Source organism: Cryobacterium sp. TMT4-31, assembly GCF_004403385.1.
GTDB lineage: Bacteria > Actinomycetota > Actinomycetes > Actinomycetales > Microbacteriaceae > Cryobacterium > Cryobacterium zongtaii.
Map to the genome: position 1 here is coordinate 28,291 of NZ_SOGI01000058.1, position 21,076 is coordinate 49,366.

At 67.9% G+C, this 21,076-nt stretch carries 17 protein-coding genes; 5 read left to right on the forward strand and 12 right to left on the reverse strand.

Annotation, left to right across the window (positions count from 1 at the left end):
* Positions 1-16 precede the first annotated feature (16 nt).
* Entirely contained in the window at positions 17-1,963 is a 1,947-nt protein-coding gene (gene pknB / locus E3T19_RS13140; protein WP_134409047.1) for a Stk1 family PASTA domain-containing Ser/Thr kinase, read from the forward strand.
* 115 nt (positions 1,964-2,078) lie between these two features.
* On the opposite strand, the gene E3T19_RS13145 is transcribed toward pknB, so the two are convergent.
* The 3 genes from E3T19_RS13145 to E3T19_RS13155 form a co-directional block, all read right to left on the reverse strand.
* Positions 2,079-3,422 (reverse strand): class II 3-deoxy-7-phosphoheptulonate synthase, encoded by a 1,344-nt coding sequence (locus E3T19_RS13145; protein WP_088456047.1) that lies wholly within the window; start codon positions 3,420-3,422, stop codon positions 2,079-2,081.
* A gap of 94 nt (positions 3,423-3,516) precedes the next feature.
* The gene (locus E3T19_RS13150; protein ID WP_088456046.1) at positions 3,517-4,206 is read right to left on the reverse strand and encodes a 1-acyl-sn-glycerol-3-phosphate acyltransferase; all 690 of its coding nucleotides are present in this window, start codon (positions 4,204-4,206) and stop codon (positions 3,517-3,519) included.
* 69 nt (positions 4,207-4,275) lie between these two features.
* Positions 4,276-5,223, reverse strand: coding sequence for an ROK family glucokinase (locus tag E3T19_RS13155; RefSeq protein ID WP_088456045.1), 948 nt, complete (start codon positions 5,221-5,223; stop codon positions 4,276-4,278).
* 202 nt (positions 5,224-5,425) lie between these two features.
* Between E3T19_RS13155 and E3T19_RS13160 the strand changes: the two genes are divergently transcribed.
* A complete protein-coding gene (locus E3T19_RS13160; RefSeq protein WP_088456044.1) occupies positions 5,426-7,270 on the forward strand; it encodes a long-chain fatty acid--CoA ligase in 1,845 nt (614 codons plus the stop codon).
* A gap of 75 nt (positions 7,271-7,345) precedes the next feature.
* Here E3T19_RS13160 and def read toward each other — a convergent pair whose 3' ends face one another.
* From def to E3T19_RS13175, 3 genes are all read right to left on the reverse strand, one after another.
* On the reverse strand, positions 7,346-7,837 hold the full coding sequence (gene def / locus E3T19_RS13165) for a peptide deformylase (RefSeq protein WP_088456043.1): 492 nt from the start codon (positions 7,835-7,837) through the stop codon (positions 7,346-7,348).
* 78 nt (positions 7,838-7,915) lie between these two features.
* Positions 7,916-9,298 carry a MinD/ParA family protein gene (locus tag E3T19_RS13170; protein ID WP_240632444.1) on the reverse strand — a complete coding sequence of 461 codons (1,383 nt, stop codon included), beginning with the start codon at positions 9,296-9,298 and terminating at the stop codon, positions 7,916-7,918.
* A gap of 55 nt (positions 9,299-9,353) precedes the next feature.
* Positions 9,354-12,758: a pyruvate carboxylase gene (locus E3T19_RS13175; protein ID WP_134409048.1), complete on the reverse strand. Its 3,405-nt coding sequence runs from the start codon at positions 12,756-12,758 to the stop codon at positions 9,354-9,356.
* Between the two features lie 77 nt (positions 12,759-12,835).
* Here E3T19_RS13175 and E3T19_RS13180 point away from each other — a divergent pair, with 77 nt between their 5' ends.
* Positions 12,836-13,648 (forward strand): ParA family protein, encoded by an 813-nt coding sequence (locus E3T19_RS13180; RefSeq protein WP_088456041.1) that lies wholly within the window; start codon positions 12,836-12,838, stop codon positions 13,646-13,648.
* A 69-nt stretch (positions 13,649-13,717) separates the two neighbouring features.
* Here the strand turns inward: E3T19_RS13180 and E3T19_RS13185 are convergent, their stop codons facing one another.
* From E3T19_RS13185 to E3T19_RS13205, 5 genes are all read right to left on the reverse strand, one after another.
* The gene (locus E3T19_RS13185) at positions 13,718-14,269 is read right to left on the reverse strand and encodes a MerR family transcriptional regulator (protein WP_088456040.1); all 552 of its coding nucleotides are present in this window, start codon (positions 14,267-14,269) and stop codon (positions 13,718-13,720) included.
* 149 nt (positions 14,270-14,418) lie between these two features.
* Entirely contained in the window at positions 14,419-15,117 is a 699-nt protein-coding gene (locus E3T19_RS13190) for a MerR family transcriptional regulator (RefSeq protein ID WP_088456039.1), read from the reverse strand.
* Positions 15,117-15,530, reverse strand: coding sequence for an FHA domain-containing protein (locus E3T19_RS13195; RefSeq protein ID WP_088457974.1), 414 nt, complete (start codon positions 15,528-15,530; stop codon positions 15,117-15,119). The genes E3T19_RS13190 and E3T19_RS13195 overlap by 1 nt, the downstream gene beginning before the upstream one ends.
* Before the next feature lie 122 nt (positions 15,531-15,652).
* Complete coding sequence (locus tag E3T19_RS13200) at positions 15,653-16,237, reverse strand: CDP-alcohol phosphatidyltransferase family protein (RefSeq protein ID WP_241980218.1); 585 nt, start codon at positions 16,235-16,237, stop codon at positions 15,653-15,655.
* Positions 16,238-16,270: 33 nt separating this feature from the next.
* The gene (locus E3T19_RS13205) at positions 16,271-17,179 is read right to left on the reverse strand and encodes a Ku protein (RefSeq protein WP_134409049.1); all 909 of its coding nucleotides are present in this window, start codon (positions 17,177-17,179) and stop codon (positions 16,271-16,273) included.
* An 82-nt stretch (positions 17,180-17,261) separates the two neighbouring features.
* On the opposite strand from E3T19_RS13205, the gene E3T19_RS13210 reads away from it, so the two are divergent.
* Complete coding sequence (locus E3T19_RS13210; protein WP_134409050.1) at positions 17,262-19,763, forward strand: ATP-dependent DNA ligase; 2,502 nt, start codon at positions 17,262-17,264, stop codon at positions 19,761-19,763.
* Positions 19,760-20,632 (forward strand): DUF1295 domain-containing protein, encoded by an 873-nt coding sequence (locus tag E3T19_RS13215; RefSeq protein ID WP_134409051.1) that lies wholly within the window; start codon positions 19,760-19,762, stop codon positions 20,630-20,632. The genes E3T19_RS13210 and E3T19_RS13215 overlap by 4 nt, the downstream gene beginning before the upstream one ends.
* Here the strand turns inward: E3T19_RS13215 and E3T19_RS13220 are convergent.
* On the reverse strand, positions 20,613-21,062 hold the full coding sequence (locus E3T19_RS13220) for an NUDIX domain-containing protein (protein WP_088456035.1): 450 nt from the start codon (positions 21,060-21,062) through the stop codon (positions 20,613-20,615). The two genes, E3T19_RS13215 and E3T19_RS13220, sit on opposite strands and share 20 nt — an antisense overlap.
* Positions 21,063-21,076: the final 14 nt, after the last annotated feature.

Genomic DNA, 21,076 nt, shown 5'->3' on the forward strand with positions numbered 1-21,076 from the left:
TCCGTAGACTCATCGGGTGACCGAAAGCCCCACAGACCCCATGATCGGCCGTCTCATCGACGGCCGCTATCAGGTGCGCTCCCGGATCGCCCGCGGCGGTATGGCCACCGTGTATCTCGCCACCGACCTGCGCCTCGAGCGCCGGGTGGCCATCAAGATCATGCACGGCCACCTGGCCGACGACAACGCGTTCCGCAGTCGCTTCATCCAGGAGGCCCGCTCCGCGGCCCGACTCGCCCACCCCAACGTGGTGAACGTGTTCGACCAGGGCCAGGATGCCGACATCGCCTACCTGGTGATGGAGCACCTGCCCGGCATCACGCTGCGTGACCTGCTCAAGGACTACGGCAAGCTCACGCCCGAGCAGACCATGGACATCCTCGAGGCGGTGCTCTCGGGTCTCGCAGCCGCACACAAGGCCGGCATCGTGCACAGGGACGTCAAGCCTGAGAACGTGTTGCTCGCTGACGACGGTCGCATCAAGATCGGTGACTTCGGGCTCGCCCGCGCCGTGAACAACAACACCGCCACCGGTCAGGCCCTGCTCGGCACCGTGGCCTACCTCTCCCCCGAACTCGTCACCCGCGGCATCGCCGACGCCCGCAGCGACATCTACGCCCTGGGCATCATGACCTACGAGATGCTCACGGGCGAGCAGCCGTATGTCGGTGAGGCTCCCATGCAGGTGGCGTACCAGCACGCCAACGACACCGTGCCGATGCCCAGCCTGGTCGCGCCCGGCACTCCCACCGAGCTCGACGAACTCGTGCTCTGGGCGACGGCACGCGACCCCGAAGAGCGTCCCCGTGATGCCAGAGTGATGCTCGACCAGCTTCTCGACGTGGAAAAACTCGTGAGGCCCCAAGGCGACACAGCCATGCAGGCCACCATGGTGCTCCCCCGGGGCATCGCGGCCGCATCGGCCGACGCCGAAACCCAAATCCTCGGCCGCAGCCCTCTGGCTGTCGCGCCCGCCGCCGCAGTCACGCCAGCAGACGACGACGAACCCGACAACACCGCCCAGCTCGCGGGCAGTGCCACGAAGCGCCGCCGCCGGGGTTACTGGTTGTTCGCCCTGATCGTGTTCCTGGCCGCCCTGGCCGGCGGTGTCGGCTGGTACTTCGGTGCCGGTCCAGGTTCGGAGGTCCAGGTTCCTTCCCTGGTTTCGGTGAGCCCGGAGGAGGCTACGGCGACACTCGAAGGGCTCGGCCTCGTCGCCGAGCAGGGCACCGAATACAGCACCGAGATCCCGGCCGGGCTGATCGTCAGCACCGACCCCGGCGACGGGGCCCGAGTTGCCCAGGGCAGCACGGTGACCCTCAACGTCTCGCAGGGACCCGCGCCGATCACGCTGCCGCCGCTGGCCGGTCTCAGCGCGGATGCCGCCGCCTCGGCCATCGCCGAAGCGAAGGCCGTTCCCGGTGAGGTCGACGAGGTGTTCAACGGCGACGTCGAGGAGGGCCTGGTGCTCTCGGCCAGCCGGGAGAGCGACGGCAGCGACATCTCGGCGGGCGGTGATTATTTCGAGGGGCTCAACGTCAATCTCGTGGTGTCGCTCGGACCCATCCCCGACGTCGGTGGGGAGTCGCTCGATGACGCCGTCAGCATCCTCGAAAACAAGGGCCTCGTCGCCACAGCAGGCGAGGAAACCTACAGCGACACCATCGCAGAGGGCGACGTCATCTCGGTCGCCGCTGCCGAGGAGGGTCCGATTCGGGCAGGCTCGACTCTCATCCTCACGGTGTCCCGCGGCCCAGAGCCGGTGGAGATCCCTAATGTGGTGGGGATGGCCTGGAGCGAGGGCAAGCAGGTGCTCACCGACCTCGGCTTCAAGCTGAACTACAACCTGGCCGCGGATGCCATTGCGGCGATCATCAGCATCAAGTCGACGGATCCGGCGGCAGGTACCCTCGCGGCCAAGGGCAGCTCCATCACCCTGACCCCCACCAACCCCTTCGGCTAGACCTACCGTCTCCTGCTGGCGTCAGATGCGAGATGCCCCGCTACGGACGAGTTGCCCCGGGATACGGGAGCAGCTCGTCCGGAACGGGGCAACTCGGTGGTGCTGGTCGTGCGGGTTAGCGGGCCGCGAGCTCCTCGGCGACCAGGAACGCCAGTTCGAGCGACTGCATGTGGTTGAGCCGCGGGTCGCAGAGCGACTCGTAGCGGGTCGCCAGGGCGGCCTCGTCGATGTGTTCCGAGCCACCGAGGCACTCGGTGACGTCGTCGCCGGTGAGCTCCACGTGGATGCCGCCGGGGTGCGTCCCCACGGCGCGGTGCGCCTCGAAGAAGCCCTTGACCTCGTCGACGACGTCGTCGAAGCGACGGGTCTTGTAGCCGGTGGGCGTGGTGACGCCGTTGCCGTGCATCGGGTCGGTGACCCAGAGCGGCATGGCGTCGCTGGCCTTGATCGCCTCGAGCAGCGGCGGCAGGGCGTCGCGGATCTTGCCGGCGCCCATCCGGGTGATGAAGGTCAACCGGCCGGGCTCGCGGTTCGGGTCGAGCTTGTCGATCAGGCGCAGCATGTCGTCGATCGAGGTGCTCGGGCCGAGCTTGACGCCGATCGGATTGCGCACGCGGGACAGGAAGTCCACGTGGGCGCCGTCGATCTCCCGGGTGCGTTCGCCGATCCAGACGAAGTGCGCCGAGGTGTTGTACGGCGTTCCGGTGCGTGAGTCGATCCGCGTCATGGGGCGCTCGTAGTCCATCAGCAGGCCCTCGTGGCTGGTGTAGAACTCGGTGCGACGCATGGCCTCGAAATCGGCCCCGCAAGCGATCATGAACTTGATGGCGCGGTCGATGTCCTTGGCCAGGCCCTCGTAACGCTGGTTGGCCGGGTTCTTGGCGAAGCCCTGGTTCCAGCTGTGCACCTGGCGGAGGTCCGCGAAGCCGCCCTGGGTGAAGGCGCGAATGAGATTGAGGGTGGACGCCGACGTGTGGTACGCCTTCACCAGCCGGTCGGGGTCGGCCTCGCGGGACTCCGGGGTGAAGTCGTAGCCGTTCACGATGTCGCCGCGGTAGGCCGGCAGGGTGACGCCGCCGCGGGTTTCGAAGTCGCTGGAGCGGGGCTTGGCGAACTGACCGGCCATGCGGCCCATCTTCACCACGGGCATCGACGCACCGTAGGTGAGCACGACAGCCATCTGCAGCACTGTCTTCACCCGGTTGCGGATCTGCTCCGCGGTGGCGCCGCCGAAGGTCTCGGCGCAGTCACCGCCCTGCAGCAGGAAGGCCTCGCCGCGGGCCGCCTCGGCCAGGCGGTCGCGCAGGATGTCCACCTCGCCGGCGAAGACCAACGGCGGCTGGGTGGCCAGCTCGGCGGAGGCGGCCGCGACGGCATCGGCATCCGGCCAGGCCGGCTGCTGCTTGATGGGAAGGGTGCGCCAATAGTCCAGTCCGGCGATCACAGATTTGTCTGCCATTACAACCGGTTCGGTGGGGTCTACCACGGGACTGAGCCTGTTTTCTCTAATGCGGCCCGCACGAGCGCGGGTCTGGGATGAACGATATTCGAGCCTAGCGTGAAAGGCTGGCGCGCTTCTCTTTGACACTGGTGGCGTACACGTCGACGTACTCCTGGGTACTGAGGCGGCGCAGTTCGTACATCAGCTCGTCCGTCACGGAGCGCAACACGAATCTGTCACCCTCCATTCCCTCGAACCGGCTGAAGTCCAGCGGCTCCCCGATGACGATGCCGATCCGGCGCACCTTGGGGATGCGGGTGCCGGTGGGCATGGCCTTCTCGGTGTCGATCATGGCCACGGGGATGACGGGGACGCCCGCCTCCAACACCATGCGGGCCACACCCGTGCGACCCCGGTACATCCGGGCGTCCGGGCTGCGGGTGCCCTCGGGATAAATACCGAGAGCTCCCCCGCCGTTCAGGACCGCGAGGCCGGTGTTCAGGGAGTCCTCCGACGCCTTGCCCCCGGAGCGGTCGATGGGCAGCTGGCCGGTGGCCTTGAAGAACTGCTTGGTCGCCCAGCCCTTGAGGCCGGTGCCGGTGAAGTACTCGCTCTTGGCGAGGAAGACCACCCGGCGCGGCACCACCAGAGGCAGGAAGACCGAGTCGATGAAGGACAGGTGATTGCTCGCCAGAACGACACCGCCCTCCTTGGGGATGTTGTCCAGCCCGATCACCCAGGGCCGAAACAGGCCGAGTAGCAGCGGTCCGGCCACAACATTCTTCATGAACCAGTAGAACATCGGTGTCCTTAGATAAGCGGATGCCGGCCGGCGCAGTCGCGCAACACGCGGTGGAGAAACACAGCCAGCCTACTCACCGGTGACGTGTCGGCGGGCGAGGTCGGCGGCACCGACGACGCCGGCGTCGTTGACGAGTTCCGCGATCGCGAACTCTGCCTCGGGGTGATAGCCGCGGGCTGGCAGGTTGGCCAGGTAGGCGGTGCGGATGGGCTCCAGGAGCTGCTCGCCTGCCGCGGCGACACCGCCGCCGAAGACGAACACCTGCGGGTCGAGCACCGCGGCGAGGCTGGCGCAGGCCTGGCCGAGCGAGGTGCCCAACTGGCGCAGCGCCGCGAGGGCGCCTGGGTCGCCGTCCTGGATCAGTCGGCCGATGTCCTTGCCGGTGAGCTTGCCGCGCTTGCCACGGGCGGCGGCCAGGCCCAGGCCGATGCCGCCGGCATCCGCGAACTCGTTGGCGATGCGGGCCAACGCACGGCCGGAGCCGTACTGTTCGATGCACCCGTGCGCGCCGCAGCCGCAGGGCAGGCCGTCGGGAACGACGCGCATGTGGCCCAGCTCGGCGCCCACGCCGAAGCCACCGCGGAACAGGCGGTCGTTGGAGACGATGGCGCCGCCGACGCCGGTGCCGATAGTGAGGGTGACCATGTCGCTGTACAGGCGGCCGGCGCCGAAGCAGAATTCGGCCCATCCGGCGGCGTTGGCGTCGTTCTCGACGATGATCGGCAGCGACAGGCGCGACTCGAGCTTCTCGCGCATCGGTTCGTTGCGCCAGTTGATGTTCGGGGCGTAGTACACGGTCGACTGGGCGGCGTCGATGAACCCGGCAGCGGCGACACCCGCAGCGATGACGTCTTCGCCGGCGGAGAGATCCTTGATCATCTCCACGACAGCGTTTTCGATCTCGCTCGGGTTCGCGGCGTCGGTCGGTCGACGATCCGATTTGATGATGGTTCCGAATTCGTCGACGAGGGCACCAGCGATCTTGGTTCCGCCGATGTCAATCCCAATGGCGTGCACGAGCGCACCTTTCGTTGGTGGAGCAACAGGAAGTTCTTCAGGTCGGCTCAAAAAGGGAACGGGGCACGCAGCGACCTGATCGACCACGCAAGGCACCCCCTAGAGTGTAGTAAATGACTACGCCGCCGGGAGAATCGCAGGTTCGTGTCGATTCAGCGGCTAGAGTGGTCGCACTTACCCGTCCGGTGCCAAAGGAGTTACCGTGAAACAGTTCGATGAGCCCGCCGTCGTTCCCTCAGACCCGAACGCGAACGTCACCGACCTGTTGGTCGACCGTCTCGCCTTGACCCCGCAGCTGGTTCTGTTCTCCCGGCCCGAGAACGGCGGTTGGCTTCCGGTTACGACCGCCGCCTTCCACGCCCAGGTCGTCGCCCTGGCCAAGGGGTTCGTCGCCGCCGGTATTCAGCCCGGCGACAAGATCGGCCTGACCTGCAAAACCCGCTATGAATGGACCCTGATCGACTTCGCCGTCTGGTTCGCCGGCGCGGTGCTCGTGCCGGTCTACGAGACGAGTTCGCCCAGCCAGGTGCAGTGGATCCTCAGCGATTCCGGCGCGACTTCGTTGATCGTGGAGACCGCGGACCACTTCGCCCGTTTCGATGAGGTGCACCCCGACCTGCCCGACGTTGAGACGGTCTGGCAGATCGACCTGGGCGACCTGGACAAGCTCGCCGCCAGGGGCGTCGATGTTCCGGATGCCGAAATCGAGCGACGCCGTCGTCTGGCCGTCGGCTCCGACATCGCCACCCTGATCTACACGTCAGGCTCCACCGGCCGGCCCAAGGGCTGCGTGCTCAGCCACGCCAACTTCGTTGAGACCAGCCGCAACGCCGGGATCGCCCTCAAGCCCGTTCTCACCGACGAGAACGGCGCATCCACCCTGTTGTTCATCACCACGGCGCACGTCTTCGCCCGCTTCATCGCGGTGCTCTGCGTGCACGGTGGCGTCCGGGTGGGTCACCAGCCGGACACTCGGCAGCTGCTGCCGTCGTTGGGCAGCTTCAAGCCGACCTTCCTCCTCGCCGTCCCCCGGGTCTTCGAGAAGGTCTACAACTCCGCCGAGCAGAAGGCCGAGGCCGGCGGCAAGGGGAAGATCTTCGAGGCCGCCTCCGAGGTCGCCGTGGCGCACTCCAAGCTGGTCGAGGCCGGCGAGCGGATCCCGCTGGGCATGAAGATCAAGTTCGCGCTGTTCGACAGGCTGGTCTACAGCAAGCTGCGCACCGCGATGGGCGGCAACGTCAAATTCGCCGTCTCCGGCTCCGCGCCGCTCGGTGCTCACCTGGGCCACTTCTTCCACAGCCTGGGCATCGTCATCCTCGAGGGCTATGGCCTGACCGAGACCACGGCCCCCGCCACGGTGAACCTGGCCACCAAGTCCAAGATCGGCAGTGTCGGCCCGGCGCTGCCCGGTGTCTCGGTGCGGGTGATGGACGACGGTGAAATCGAGGTCAAGGGTGTCAACGTCTTCACCGAGTACTGGAAGAACCCGGAAGCCACCGCCGCCGTCTTCGACGACGGCTGGCTGAAGACCGGTGATATCGGTGCCCTCGACGACGACGGGTTCCTCTCGATCACCGGGCGCAAGAAAGAGATCATCGTGACCGCCGGCGGCAAGAACGTCGCTCCGGCAGCCCTCGAAGACCCGATCCGGTCGAACCCGCTGGTCGGCCAGGTCGTCGTGGTCGGCGACCAGAAACCGTTCATCGCGGCGCTGGTCACCCTCGACCCCGAGATGTTGCCGGTCTGGTTGAACAACAACCACGAAGACGCCGGGATGTCCCTCATGGACGCGTCGGTGCACCCGAAGGTCCTTGCCGAGGTCCAACGGGCGATCGACCACGCCAACGAGACGGTGTCCAGGGCGGAGTCCATCCGCAAGTTCGTGGTGCTGCCCATCGAACTCACCGAGGCGGCCGGCTACCTCACGCCGAAGATGAGCATCAAGCGGGACGTGATCCTCCGGGACTTCGCCGCCGAGATCCAGAACCTCTACGGTGCGAACCCGATGACGGCAGCCGTGCCGGTGCGCGAGACCGCACAAGACTAGGCGCGCACACACGAACGAGCTGCCCGGCTACAGCGGGGCAGCTCGTTCGTCTGTGTCGGCTACAACCTCTACAGGTTAGAACCAGTCGGACTCGCGCACTTCCTTCATCGCCGCACGGCGGTTTTCCTTGTCGAGCCGGTCCAGGTAGAGCAGCCCGTCGAGGTGGTCGGTCTCGTGCTGCAGAGCCTGCGCCATCAGGCCCTCGCCGGATACCGCGACGGGGTTGCCGGCCAGGTCGATGCCGGTAACCCTGGCGAACGGGTAGCGCTTGGTCGGGTACCACAGGCCGGGCACCGACAGGCAACCCTCGTCGACCATCGCCGGCTCCCCCGCCAGCTCCACCAGAACCGGGTTGAGGATATAGCCGATGTCCCCGTCGATGTTGTAGCTGAAGGCACGCAGGTTCACGCCGATCTGGGCCGCGGCAACGCCGGCCCGGCCCGGCAGCTTCACGCTGTCCACCAGGTCTTCGACGAGGCTGCGCACCCGGGCGTCGATGGTGCCGATCGGCTCTGAGCGGGTCTTGAGGACGGGATCGCCCAGCAGGCGGATCTGGCGTTCGGGCACGGGGAAACTCTCTTCAGGATGAACGGATGGATCAGATGGATCGGATGGAACGGATGGAACGGATACGGTGCGAGGGAGTCAGGCGCGGCGCTCGGCCGGCAACCCTTCGACGACGAGGGCAGCGAGGGTACGCGCGGCCAGTCGGGTGATCGGCTTGAGGTCCTTGAAGGACACCACACTGCCGGCGGCCAACTGCGGGTCGTACGGGATCCGCACGATCTCGCGAACCCGGGACCGGAAGTGCGACTCGATCTCCTCGAGCTTGACCAGGTTGGTGCCCTGGGTCGCGGTATTGAGGGCGACGATGGCGTTGCGAACGAGTTCACCGTAGCCGTTGGCCTCGAGCCAGGTCAGCGTTTCGGAGGCCAACCGGGCCTCATCGACACTGCCGCCGGACACGATCACGATGGAATCGGCGCGCTGCAGGGTCGCGCGCATGACCGAGTGCACGATCCCGGTGCCGCAGTCGGTCAGGACGATCGAGTAGAACCGGGCCGCCAGGTCGGCGACGACGTTGTAGTCGTTCTCGTCGAACGCTTCGGACAGGAGCGGGTCGGTGTCGCTGGCCAGGATGTCCAGACGGGTCTCGTCCCTGGATACCAACGCCGAGAAATCGGTGAAGCCGCCGATGGAGGCGGCCTTGGTCACGACGTCGCGCACCGTCGACCTGGTCTGCTTGGACACCCGTTCGCTCAGGGTGCCCCGGTCGGGGTTGGCGTCGACGGCGATGATCCGGTCTTCCCTGGCGTCGGCCATGGCCATGCCGAGCAGTGCGGTGACGGTGGTCTTGCCCACGCCGCCCTTGCGGGTGAGGATCGGGACGAACCTCGCGCCGCCCTCGAACTGCTTCTGGATGCGTTCGTCCATGGCCCGGTGCGCGCGCACGGCGGCCGAATCGCCCAGGTTGACCAGGTGGAAGGTGGCGTTGTAGACGAACCGGTTCCAGCTGCCGTTCGGCGGGCGCCGGGTCTTGCGGTTGATCTCCAGCAGCCGGTCGGAGGTGAGCATCGATGCGGATTCCGGGGCGACGGCGTCCGTTCGGGTGCGGTCGCGCCGGCTGGCCGTTGCCGCGCTCGTGGGTCCGGTGTTGCGGGACAGCGCTGCCGCTGCGGTGCCGCTCGCGCCCAGCGGAGCTGTGACGCCCCGCGCCGGCTGCGGGGTGACGATCTCGATGGTGTGAGTGCCGGGGTGTGCGCCCGCCGTCGGGGTGGCCGGGTCGTGCGCGGCGCGGGGCGCTACCGCGGACCTGGGCAGGCCGGCGGCGCCGAGCGAGACGAAGCTCTCCGGCAAGGCGGCGGCGAGGTTGTCGAAGGTGTGCGGCGGGAGTTCGCTGTGATACTCGTCACCCGGTCGCGCTCTGGCAGCACCGGACTCCGGCGACCCGGCCCCTGCCGGGGCCGGGCTCAGCTGGCCGTCGCCTTCATCGTGCGGTTGGGCATCGTCTGTCCGTCGATCTGTCACAGCAGACTCCTCGTTTTTTCGCGGGCCACGAATGGGCCCCAAATCAGGCCTCAGCCTAGCGTGGCCGCACCACTACGAGCAGGTCTCCCGCGTCGACCTGCTGGGTGGCGGGGATCGCGACCCTTTCGACGACGCCGGCGATGGGTGAGGTGATGGCTGCTTCCATCTTCATGGCCTCGATCGACGCGACGCTCTGGCCGGCGGTCACGTGGTCGCCATCGGCGACCTGCAGGGTGACCACACCGGAGAACGGTGCGGCGATCTGGCCGGGCTGGTTGGCGTCGGCCTTCTCGGCCGCCTTACTGACCACGGCGATGCTGCGGTCACGCACGAAGACCGGACGCAGCTGCCCGTTGAGAATGGTCATGACGGTGCGCATGCCCTTCTCGTCGGCCTCGCCGATCGCCTCGAGCCCGACGTAGAGCCGCACACCCTTGTCGATCTCGACCGAGTGTTCGGTGCCCTGCCGCAGACCGTAAAGGTAGTCGACAGTGTCGACCACGGACAGGTCGCCGAAGAGTTCGCGGATCTGTTGGAAGGTCCGGGTGGGAGCCGGGAAGAGCAGCTGGTTGAGCATGGCGCGTCGAGTGGGGCTGTCGGCGTCGAGGGCGGTACGTTCCTCGTCGGTCAGCTCGGTCGTGCTCACCCGGATGCTGCGGCCCTCGAGCACCTTGCTGCGGAAGGGCTCCGGCCAGCCGCCCGGCAGGTCGCCGAGTTCGCCGGCCATGAAGCCCACCACGGAGTCCGGCACGTCGTACTTGGAAGGGTTGGCTTCGAAATCGGCCGGGTCGGCGTTCACGGCCGCGAGGTACAGGGCCAGGTCACCGACGACCTTGGAGGACGGAGTCACCTTGGGCACGCGGCCCAGGATCTCGTTCGCTGCCGCGTACATGTCTTCGATGAGCTCGAAGTCATCGGCGAGGCCGAGCGCGATGGCCTGGGTGCGCAGGTTGGACAGCTGCCCGCCCGGGATCTCGTGCTTGTACACCCGGCCGGTGGGGGCGCGGAGGCCCGATTCGAAGGGGTGGTAGACCCGGCGCACGTCTTCCCAGTACGGCTCGAGGTCGCAGACGTTCTGGAGGGAGATGCCGGTGTCCCGTTCGGTGTGAGCGAGCGCGGCCACGAGGGAGGACGCCGACGGCTGGCTGGTGGTGCCGCCCATCGGGGCGCTGGCCACGTCCACGGCGTCGGCTCCGGCCTGGGAGGCCGCCAGCAGGGTCGCTAGCTGGCCGCCGGGGGTGTCGTGCGTGTGCACGTGCACCGGCAGGTCGAAGCGTTCGCGGAACGCGGTGACGAGCTTTGCGGCGGCGGCGGGCCGCAGCAGCCCGGCCATGTCCTTGATGGCCAGGATGTGCGCGCCGGACGCCACGATCTGGTCGGCCAGGCGCAGGTAGTAGTCGAGCGTGTAGAGGTCCTCGGCAGGATCGAGCAGGTCGCCGGTGTAGCAGAGCGCCACCTCGGCAACGCTGTCGCCGGTGTTCAGCACGGCGTCGATGGCCGGACGCATCTGGTTGACGTCGTTGAGAGCGTCGAAGATGCGGAAGATGTCAACACCTGAATCGCTGGCCTCGCGGACGAACGCATCCGTCACCTCGGTGGGGTACGGGGTGTAGCCCACGGTGTTGCGGCCGCGCAGCAGCATCTGGATGTTGATGTTCGGCAGGGCCTCGCGCAGGGCGCCGAGACGCTCCCACGGGTCTTCGCCGAGGAAGCGGAGGGCCACGTCGTAGGTGGCACCGCCCCAGGCCTCGACCGAGAGCAGTTCGGGGGTGAGCCTGGCCACGTAGGGAGCCACGGCGACGAGGTCCTTGGTGCGCACCCGGGTGGCCAGCAGCGACTGGTGGGCGTCACGGAAGGTCGTGTCGGTGACGGCCAGCGCGGTTTGGGCGCGCAAGGCGCTGGCGAAGCCGACCGGACCGAGCAGCTGCAGCTTCTGCCGCGAACCCTCCGGCGCCGGAATGGACAGGTCGAGCTTGGGCAGCTTCTCTGCGGGGTTCAGCAGGGTCAGGGGCACACCGTTGGGCTGGTTCACGGTGACGTCGGCGAGCCAGTTGAGGATCTTCGTGCCGCGGTCCTTGGAGGCCCGGCCACGCAGCAGCTGCGGACGCTCGTCGATGAAGGAGGTGCTCAGGTCGCCGTTGGCGAAGTCGGGGTCTTCCAGCACGGCCTGCAGGAAGGCGATGTTGGTGGAGACGCCGCGGATGCGGAACTCGGCCAGCGCGCGCTTGGAGCGGGTGACGGCGGACGCGTAGTCGCGGCCGCGGCAGGTGAGCTTGGCGAGCATCGAGTCGAAGTGCGGGCTGATCTGCGCGCCGGGGTTGATGGTTCCGCCGTCCAGGCGGATGCCGGCGCCGCCGGGCGAGCGGTAAGTGGTGATCTTGCCGGTGTCCGGGCGGAATCCCGCGGTGGGGTCCTCTGTGGTGATGCGGCACTGCAGGGCGAAGCCACGCAGTTTGATCGTGTCCTGGCCCAGGCCGAGGTCGGCCAGGGTCTCCCCCGCGGCGATGCGGATCTGGGACTGCACGAGGTCGACGTCGGTGACTTCCTCGGTCACGGTGTGCTCCACCTGGATGCGCGGGTTCATCTCGATGAACACGTGCTGGCCGGCGCGTTCGCCGACGGTGTCGAGCAGGAATTCGACGGTGCCGGCGTTGACGTAACCGATCGACCTGGCGAAGGCCACGGCGTCGGCGTGCAGTCGCTGACGGATCTCCTCCGGCAGGTTGGGGGCCGGTGCGATCTCGATGACCTTCTGGTGGCGGCGCTGCACCGAGCAGTCGCGCTCGAACAGGTGCACGGTCTCGCCCGTGGCGTCCGCAAGGATCTGCACCTCGATGTGGCGGGGCCGGAGCACCGCCTGCTCGAGGAACATGGTGGGGTCACCGAAGGCGCTGTTGGCCTCGCGCATGGCCTCTTCGAGGGAACCGCGCAGATCGGCCATGGAGGCGACGCGGCGCATGCCGCGTCCACCACCGCCGGCGACGGCCTTGGCGAAGATGGGGAAGCCGATCTTCTCTGCGGCCGCGATGAGCTCCTCGACGTCTCGCGACGGCGCGCTGGACTTGAGGACGGGCACACCGGCAGCGATGGCGTGTTCCTTGGCGGTGACCTTGTTGCCGGCCATCTCGAGCACGTGCGAGCCCGGCCCGATGAAGGTGATGCCGGCGGCCTTGGCCGCTTCGGCGAGCTCGGGGTTCTCGGAGAGGAATCCGTAGCCGGGGTAGATGGCGTCTGCGCCGCTCTCCTTGGCCACCCGGATGATCTCGGACACATCGAGGTAGGCGCGGACGGGGTGTCCGGGTTCGCCGATCTCGTAAGCCTCGTCGGCCTTCAGCCTGTGCAGTGAATTGCGGTCTTCGAACGGGAAGACGGCGACGGTTTTCGCGCCCAGTTCATAGGCGGCGCGGAACGCGCGGATTGCTATCTCTCCACGGTTGGCGACGAGGATTTTGGTGAACATAGAGACCTTTCGATCCGGGAGCGGCACACAGCTGACGGTTAGGTTCTCTAAGACTAGTGAAGGTAACGTATCTACTTGTGCACGTACTTAGCGTTAGCTCCCTCAAGGGAGGGGTAGGCAAGACCACGGTAACCCTTGGTCTGGCTTCTGCCGCCTTCGCCCGCGGTGTTCGGACCCTCGTGGTCGACCTCGATCCGCAATCAGATGTCTCTACCGGGCTCGACATCCAGCTCGCCGGCCACCTCAACGTCGCCGACGTGCTGGCTTCGCCGAAGGAAAAAGTCGTTCGGGCCGCCATCGCGCCCAGCGGCTGGACCCGCGGTCGCCCCGGCACGATCGACGTCATGATCGGCAGCCCCTCCGCCATTAATTTCGACGGCCCGCACCCCAGCATCCGGGACATCTGGAAGCTCGAGGAGGCCCTCTCCACGGTGGAGAAGGACTACGACCTCGTGCTGATCGACTGTGCCCCCTCGCTGAACGCGCTCACGCGCACCGCGTGGGCCGCCAGCGACCGGGTTGCCGTGGTCACCGAGCCCGGCCTGTTCTCGGTGGCCGCCGCCGACCGTGCCCTGCGCGCGATCGAGGAAATCCGTCGTGGCCTCAGCCCCCGGCTGCAGCCGTTGGGCATCATCGTCAACCGCGCCCGCACCGCGTCACTGGAGCACCAGTTCCGGATCAAGGAACTGCGCGACATGTTCGGACCGCTGGTGCTCAGCCCGCAGCTTCCGGAGCGCACCAGCCTGCAGCAGGCCCAGGGCGCCGCGAAGCCCCTGCACACCTGGCCGGGCGACAGCGCCCAGGAGATGGCGCACTACTTCGACCAGCTGCTGGACCGGGTCCTGCGCACCGCACGCATCGGCGAGTACGCGGAAGTCCCCGCGCGCTAAGAGCTCTCGAGCTGTGAGAAAAGCCCCGAAACGCGAACGTTTTCGGGGCTTTTCTCACAGTTCCTGCGGCTAGGAGACCTTGCGGGAGACGCGACGGGCGGCGAGCTCGTCGGACGGGTCGGCCGTCTGGGTGTCGAGTTCGACGAGGGTGGTTTCCACCTCGCGCAGGACCTTGCCGACGGCGATGCCGAAGACACCCTGGCCGCGGCTGACGAGGTCGATGACCTCGTCGTTGGAGGTGCAGAGGTAGACGCTGGCGCCGTCGCTCATGAGGGTGGTCTGGGCCAGGTCGTTGACGCCTGATTCGCGCAGCTGGTTGACCGCGGTGCGGATCTGCTGCAGGGAGATGCCGGTGTCGAGCAGACGTTTGACGAGCTTGAGTACCAGGATGTCGCGGAAGCCGTAGAGTCGCTGCGAGCCGGAGCCGGCCGCACCGCGAACCGTGGGCTCCACGAGTTCGGTGCGGGCCCAGTAGTCGAGCTGGCGGTAGCTGATACCCGCGGCGCGGGCCGCGACGGCGCCCCGGTAGCCGGAGTTCTCGTCGAGCTCGGGCATCCCGTCGGTGAAGAGCAGCCCCTGACCGTACCGAGACGAATCATCTCGGGGATTGAGTTCACTCATACAGAACGCCTCTCGGGGGTGGATGCGAACCTTCAGGCCGCACTTCAACGTTAGCGAGACCGGCGGCCCCTAGCGATGACATCCGCCCGAACGTGTCGGCGTGTCGAGAGAACGCTGGTTCTCGGTGCGTTGAACTTTCAGTCTACGACTTATTTGGTCAGGCGGCCCAGGGCGGAGCGGATCAGGCTGCCACGGATCACTTCGAGCTGCCCGGCGATCTCCACGGCCATTTCGGCCGCCTTGGCGCGGCTGGAGGCGTCTTTGCGGCGGGCCAGCGGAACCAGGGCGCTCTCGATCAGGCCGAGCTCGCGTTCGGCCGCACCGCGGAAGCCGCGGAGGTGCCTGGGTTCGATCCCGCTCTGCTGCAGGTCGACCAGGGCGCGGAGCACCTTGAGGGCGTCGTCGCCGTAGTGTTCGGCCGGCACGATGATCGACGCGGTGACGGCGTCGTGCAGAAGAGTGGAGGAGGCTCCGGACTCGCGCAGGAGGTCCTCGCGGGTGAAGCGTCGCGCGATCACGAGCATGCTCGGACCGGGTGCCCCGCCGCCGGGAAGAACCGGTGACAGGCCCGCGTCGAGGTCGTCGAGGTAGGCGCGGATCACCTTCAGCGGCAGGTAGTGGTCGCGCTGCATCGACAGAATCAGGCGCAGCCTGTCAACGTCGCCGCCGTTGAACTTGCGGTAGCCGGACTCCGTGCGTGCCGGGGAGACAAGCCCCTGTTCCTCAAGGAACCGCAGTTTGGACGGGGTCAGGTCCGGGAATTCCGGTGTCAACCGGGCCAGGACCTGGCCGATACTCAAGAGTGACGTCGCGCCCGGCAGTCTGGCCTGGGCGGAGGACGCCGACACTAGTCGCTCGCCAGGTGAACGAGGTCGAGCCGCGAGGCGTAGAACGTGAGGCGGAATTTGCCGACCTGAACTTCGGATCCGTCGGTGAGGACGGCCAGGTCGATGCGTTCGCCGTCAAAATACGTGCCGTTGAGCGATCCCAGGTCTTTCACCTGGAAGATGCGGCCGTTGCGCAGGAATTCGGCATGGCGACGCGACACCGTGACGTCATCGAGGAAGATGTCGGCATTCGGGTGTCGTCCCACCGTGGTGACATCGGCATCCAGGAGGAAACGCGCACCCGAATTGGGACCGCGGCGCACCACCAGGAGGGCTGACCCTGAGGGCAGCGCCGCAATGGCCTCCTGCTCCTCGACGGTGACGTTGGCGTCGAGCGCGGCCAAGGACGCCGCGAACTCCTGGCTGAACGTCATCGTCGTGTCGACGTTGCCCGTGGCATTCTCAGGCGCCACCTTACGCACGGGTTCTTTCTTGTCGTCGGGATCGACCACGGTGCACCTCCTACTGGGTAAATCGTATCGGATGGAACGGACCTTCAAGCGCGCGGAAGCCGAATCACCCGAACCGTTTCAATCGCGTAGATGGCCCCGGCCCACCAGTAGAGGTAGGCGCCCCAGAGACCGAACGCCCAGCCGACGGGCTGCGACCACCAGGACAGCTCGGGGAACGCCTGGCCGAGCAGGATCATCGGGAGGGCATAAAAGAGGCAGAACGTGGCCACCTTGCCCAGCTGATGCACAGGAAGCGGGCCGAAACCGTGGTTGGCCAGCACAACTCCCAGGCCGAGCAGGAATACATCGCGACCGACGACGACGGCAACGATCCACCACGGCACCAGATCGCGACAGGCGAGCCCGACGAGTGCGGCAAAGATGTAGAGCCGGTCCGCGGCCGGGTCGAGCAGTTGGCCGAGCCGGGTGATCTGGTTGAACCTTCGCGCGATCACGCCATCGAGGTAGTCGGTGAGGCTGGCCACCGCGAGGACCAGGAGCGCCCAGGCGTCTTCACCGCTCACCAGCAGGGCGAGGAAGACCGGGACGAGCGCCAGTCGCAGGAAACTGAGCAGATTCGGCACCGTCAGCACCCTGGAGCTGAGGTGAGGTGGAACGGGCCCGGTCACGACACGAGTCTATCGAGCGGCCACGGAAGAGGCTCAGGCTTCTTTCCTGGCGGCGGGCTTCTTCGTGGCGGCCTTGGTCTTGGTGGCACCGGTCTTGGTTGCTGCCGTCTTGGTTGCTGCGGTCTTGGCGGAACCGGTCTTGGCGGCACCGTCCCCGGACCGGCTGCGGTCGACGCTGCGGCGCAGCGCCTCCATCAGGTCGAGCACCTCTCCCCCGCCGGCCTCCTCGTCGGCGCCGCCGAAGGTGGCCTCGGTGTCGATCGCGTCACCCTTCTCGAGCTTCTCTTCGATGAGGCGGCGCAGTTGGGCCTGGTACTCATCGGTGTAGTCGCCCGGGCTGAAATCGGCGGCGAAGGAGTCCACCAGGGCCGCGGAGAGGTCCAGCTCACGGTCGGAGATCTTCACGGCCTGCTCAAGCGCCGGGAACTCGGCCACCCGCACCTCGTCGTCCCAGAGCAGGGTCTGCAGCATCAGAACGCCGTCGCGCACCCGGAGTGCGGCGAGCCGCGTTTTCTGCCGCAACGCGAAGTGCACGATGGCGGTGCGGTCGGTCTGCTCCAGGGTGCGCCGCAGCAGCACGTAGGCCTTGGGCGAGGAACCGTCTGGCTCGAGGAAGTAGCTGCGGTCGAACATGATCGGGTCGAGCTGGTCGCTGGGCACGAATTCGACGACGTCGATCTCGCGGCTGCGTTCCTCGGGCAGGGACTTGAGATCGGCATCGGTGATCACGACGGTCTTGTCGCCGTCGGTGAAGGCCTTGTCGATGTGCGCGTAGTCGACGACCTTGCCGCAGACCTCACAGCGGCGCTGGTAGCGGATGCGTCCGCCGTCAGCGTCGTGCACCTGGTGCAGTTCGACGTCGTGGTCTTCGGTGGCGCTGTAGACCTTGACCGGCACGTTGACCAGCCCGAACGTGATGGCGCCCTTCCAGATTGATCGCATCGTTCGTCCTCCAGAGCCCAGTACACACCCGTCCTATGGGGTGAGGCTAGACCGGCGGGCGGGCGTGGAGCAAGCTGGGCACATGGCAACTGGCGCGGGGGCTGCGGGGAATGGCGCTGTGAGCGCCGACGGCGCCCAGCGGGAGGTCGTGACGGTGGGCGGCCGACGGGTCACCCTCACCCATCTGGACAAGGTGATGTACCCGGAGACCGGCACCACCAAGGCCGACATCCTGGGCTACTACGCGGCGGTCGCGGATGCGCTCATCCGCCATGCGCGGGACCGGCCGGCGACCCGCAAGCGCTGGGTGCACGGCGTGGGCACGCCCCAGGAGCCCGGGCAGGTGTTCTTCCAGAAGAACCTGGCCGAGGGCACGCCGGACTGGGTGGAGCGCCGGGAACTCGCTCACAAGGCGCGCACCACCGTGTACCCGCTGGTGAACGACCTGGCCACCCTCACCTGGCTCGCCCAGATCGGCACCCTGGAGATCCACGTGCCGCAGTGGCGGTTCGACGTGGCGGGCGCCCCGGCCCGCCCCGACCGGCTGGTGCTGGACCTGGACCCCGGCGAGGGCGTCGGCCTCGCCGAGTGCGCGGAGGTGGCCCGGTGGGCCAGGGCCCTGCTGCTGGACATGGGCCTGGACACCCTGCCGGTGACCAGCGGGAGCAAGGGCATCCACCTGTATGCGGCGCTGGACGGTAGCCACACCTCTGAGCAGGTGGGCCAGGTGGCGCATGAACTCGCGCGGGCGTTGGAAGCGGACCATCCAGGAGAGGTGCTCAGCGCGATGACCCGGTCGCTGCGGGACGGGAAGGTCTTCGTGGACTGGAGCCAGAACAGCGCGAACAAGACCACTATCGCGCCGTACAGCCTGCGCGGACTGCTGCGGCCGCTGGTGGCGGCACCGCGAACCTGGCGGGAGCTGGAGTCGCCCGGACTGGAACAGCTGGATTACCGGCAGGTGCTGAAGCGACTGGAACGACGCCCCGACCTGCTGGGCCCGGTGGCGGACGCCATCGACGCGGGCGCCGGCTCGGCCTCACGGACCGACGAGGACCGCCTGCACCAGTACCGCAGCAAGCGCGACGCCCGGCGCACCCCTGAGCCCGTGCCGACGGCGACACCGCCGGCGCCCTCCGGGGGTGGCGGGGCATCGTTTGTGATCCAGGAGCACCACGCCAGGGCCCTGCACTTCGACCTGCGCCTGGAACAGGGCGGCGTGCTGGTCTCGTGGGCGCTGCCCAAGGGCGTGCCCGCCGACCCCACCCACAACCACCTGGCCGTGCACACCGAGGATCACCCGCTGGAGTATCTCGAATTCCAGGGTGATATTCCGGCGGGAGAGTACGGCGCCGGCACCATGTCGATCTGGGATTCCGGCACCTATTCGCTGCAGAAATGGCGGGACGATGAGGTGATCGTCACCCTGCACGGCAAACCGGACGGCGGTCTGGGCGGTGCCGAACACGAGTTCGCGCTCATCCGGACCGGCGGTGCGGAGTCGCGCAACTGGCTGATCCACCTGATGAAACCGAAACGATCGATCCCGGCCGGCGGGGGTCCTGCCGAGGCCCGATACTCCCCCATGCTCGCCAGGCTGGGCAGCCTGCGCGAGCTGTCTGCGGAGTCCGACTGGGCCTACGAGATGAAGTGGGATGGCATCCGGATGCTGGCCTACCTCGACGGCGGCGGAAAGGTGCGCTTCCTCACCCGAAACGGCAACGACGTCACGGCATCCTTCCCCGAGCTCGTGGACGACCTGCGAACGGCCGTGGGAACCGGCGGCGCCGTGCTCGACGGGGAGGTCGTGGCCCTGGACACCACGAACCGGCCCGACTTCTCACTGCTGCAGACCAGGCTCGGGCTCACCGATGAGGGTGATGTGCGCCGGGCGCAGCGGCGGGCCCCCGTGCACTATTTCGTCTTCGACCTGCTCGAGAATGACGGCGCGGCTCTGGTCGACCAGCCGTACGCGGAGCGCCGGGCGGCCTTGGAGGCCGGTGTGACGGCCACCGGAACCGTGCAGGTGCCGCCGTCCTTCTCCGGCGACGCCGCCACGGTGCTGGCCACCAGCCGGCAACTCGGCCTGGAGGGACTGATCGCCAAGGAGACCGGCAGTACCTACAGGAGCGGACGCCGCACCGACCGGTGGGTGAAGATCAAACACGTCAGGGCACAGGAGGTCGTGATCGGCGGCTGGCGGCCCGGAAACGGGCACCGCGGCGACACCTTCGGCTCGCTTCTCGTGGGCGTGCCAACGGCCGGCGACACAGCCCGGCTGCGGTACGCCGGGCGGATCGGCACCGGCTTCCGCGACCGCGACCTGACGAGCCTGCGCCGCCGGCTCGACGAGCTGCCCACGACGGACACCCCGTTCGACGACGTTCCGTCGGAGGAGGCGTCCGACGCCGCGTGGGTGCGCCCGGTGCTCGTGGGCGAAGTGGAGTTCGCCGGGTGGACACCGGCCGGCCGGCTGCGGCACCCGAGCTGGCGGGGCCTGCGCCCAGACAAAGCGCCCAGCGATGTGGTGCTCGACGAGGCGATGCCGGCGGACGCGGTGCCGGAGGGGACGGCGCCCCGATGACCGCCGCCGCATCCGCCCTGCTGGTGTGCCTGAGCCTGTGTGCGGCCGCCATCGCCACAACCTGGCTGCTATCGGTTCTGGCCCGGGAGTACTCCTGGGTGGACCGGGCCTGGTCGGTGCTGCCGCCGGTCTATCTGTGGGTGTTCGCCGTCGCCGGCGGGCTCACCGATCCCCGGCTGGTCGTCATGGCCGTGCTCGGCACGCTGTGGGGCCTGCGACTGACCTTCAATTTCGCGCGGAAGGGCGGCTACCGGCCCGGCGGCGAGGACTATCGGTGGGTGGCGCTGGGGCGCAGGATGAGCCGGCGCCAGTTCGCCCTGTTCAACCTGGCGTTCATTTCCGGCTACCAGAATCTGTTGCTGCTGCTCATCACCCTGCCCGCGTGGATCGGGCTGCAGCACCCACAGACACCGTTCGGCGCCGCCGACCTGGTCGCCACCGTGCTGTTCCTCGCCTTCCTCGCCGGGGAGACCGTGGCCGATCAGCAGCAGTGGGACTTCCAACGCTCCCGCACCGTGCTCCGTGCGCGGGGCGGGGCCGACCCGGGGTTTCTGCGGAGCGGACTCTTCGGGTTCACCCGGCATCCGAACTATTTCTGCGAGATCGCCCAGTGGTGGGTGATCGCCGGCTTCGGCGCCATCGCCGCCGGCACCTGGCTGCAGCCGGGTGCACTCGGCGCGGTGTTGCTGACCCTGCTCTTCGCGGGATCGACCGCCTTCACCGAGAGCATCTCGGTCTCCAGGCATCCCGGCTATCGGGCCTATCAGCGCGAGGTCTCCGCCCTCGTGCCGTGGCCGCCGCGCCGACCGGCGCCCGACTCGGTGGGCGCATCCGCCGGCGACGGCCCGGTCAGACCAGGCGGTCCCTGAGCGCGGGCCAGCTGGCCGCGAAACCCGGATGCAGCGGCAGCTGCTGCACCTCGGCCGGCGCCACCCAGCGCAGCGCGATGCTCTCGGTGTCGCTGATGATCGGGTCGAACGGTTCCAGCGCTCGGACGACCACCGTGGTGTACGACCAGAAGCCGAGGTCGACCACCGAACTGAAGCTCAGCCTGAGCAGGTGCGCGGGAACACCGGCCTCTTCACCGGCCTCCCGGATCGCGGCGTCGAGGGCGCTCTCGTTCTCGTGCCTGGCGCCGCCCGGGACTCCCCAGGTGTCGCCCTGATGGCTCCACAGGGCACGGTGCTGCAGAAGGACCCCGAGGTCCGGATGGTGCACGAGCAGACCGGCCGCCCCGTACCGGCCCCAGAACCTGGCACCGTCGGGGCCGTAGACCCACGCATCACCGCTCCCGCTCATAACTCAAGCATGCC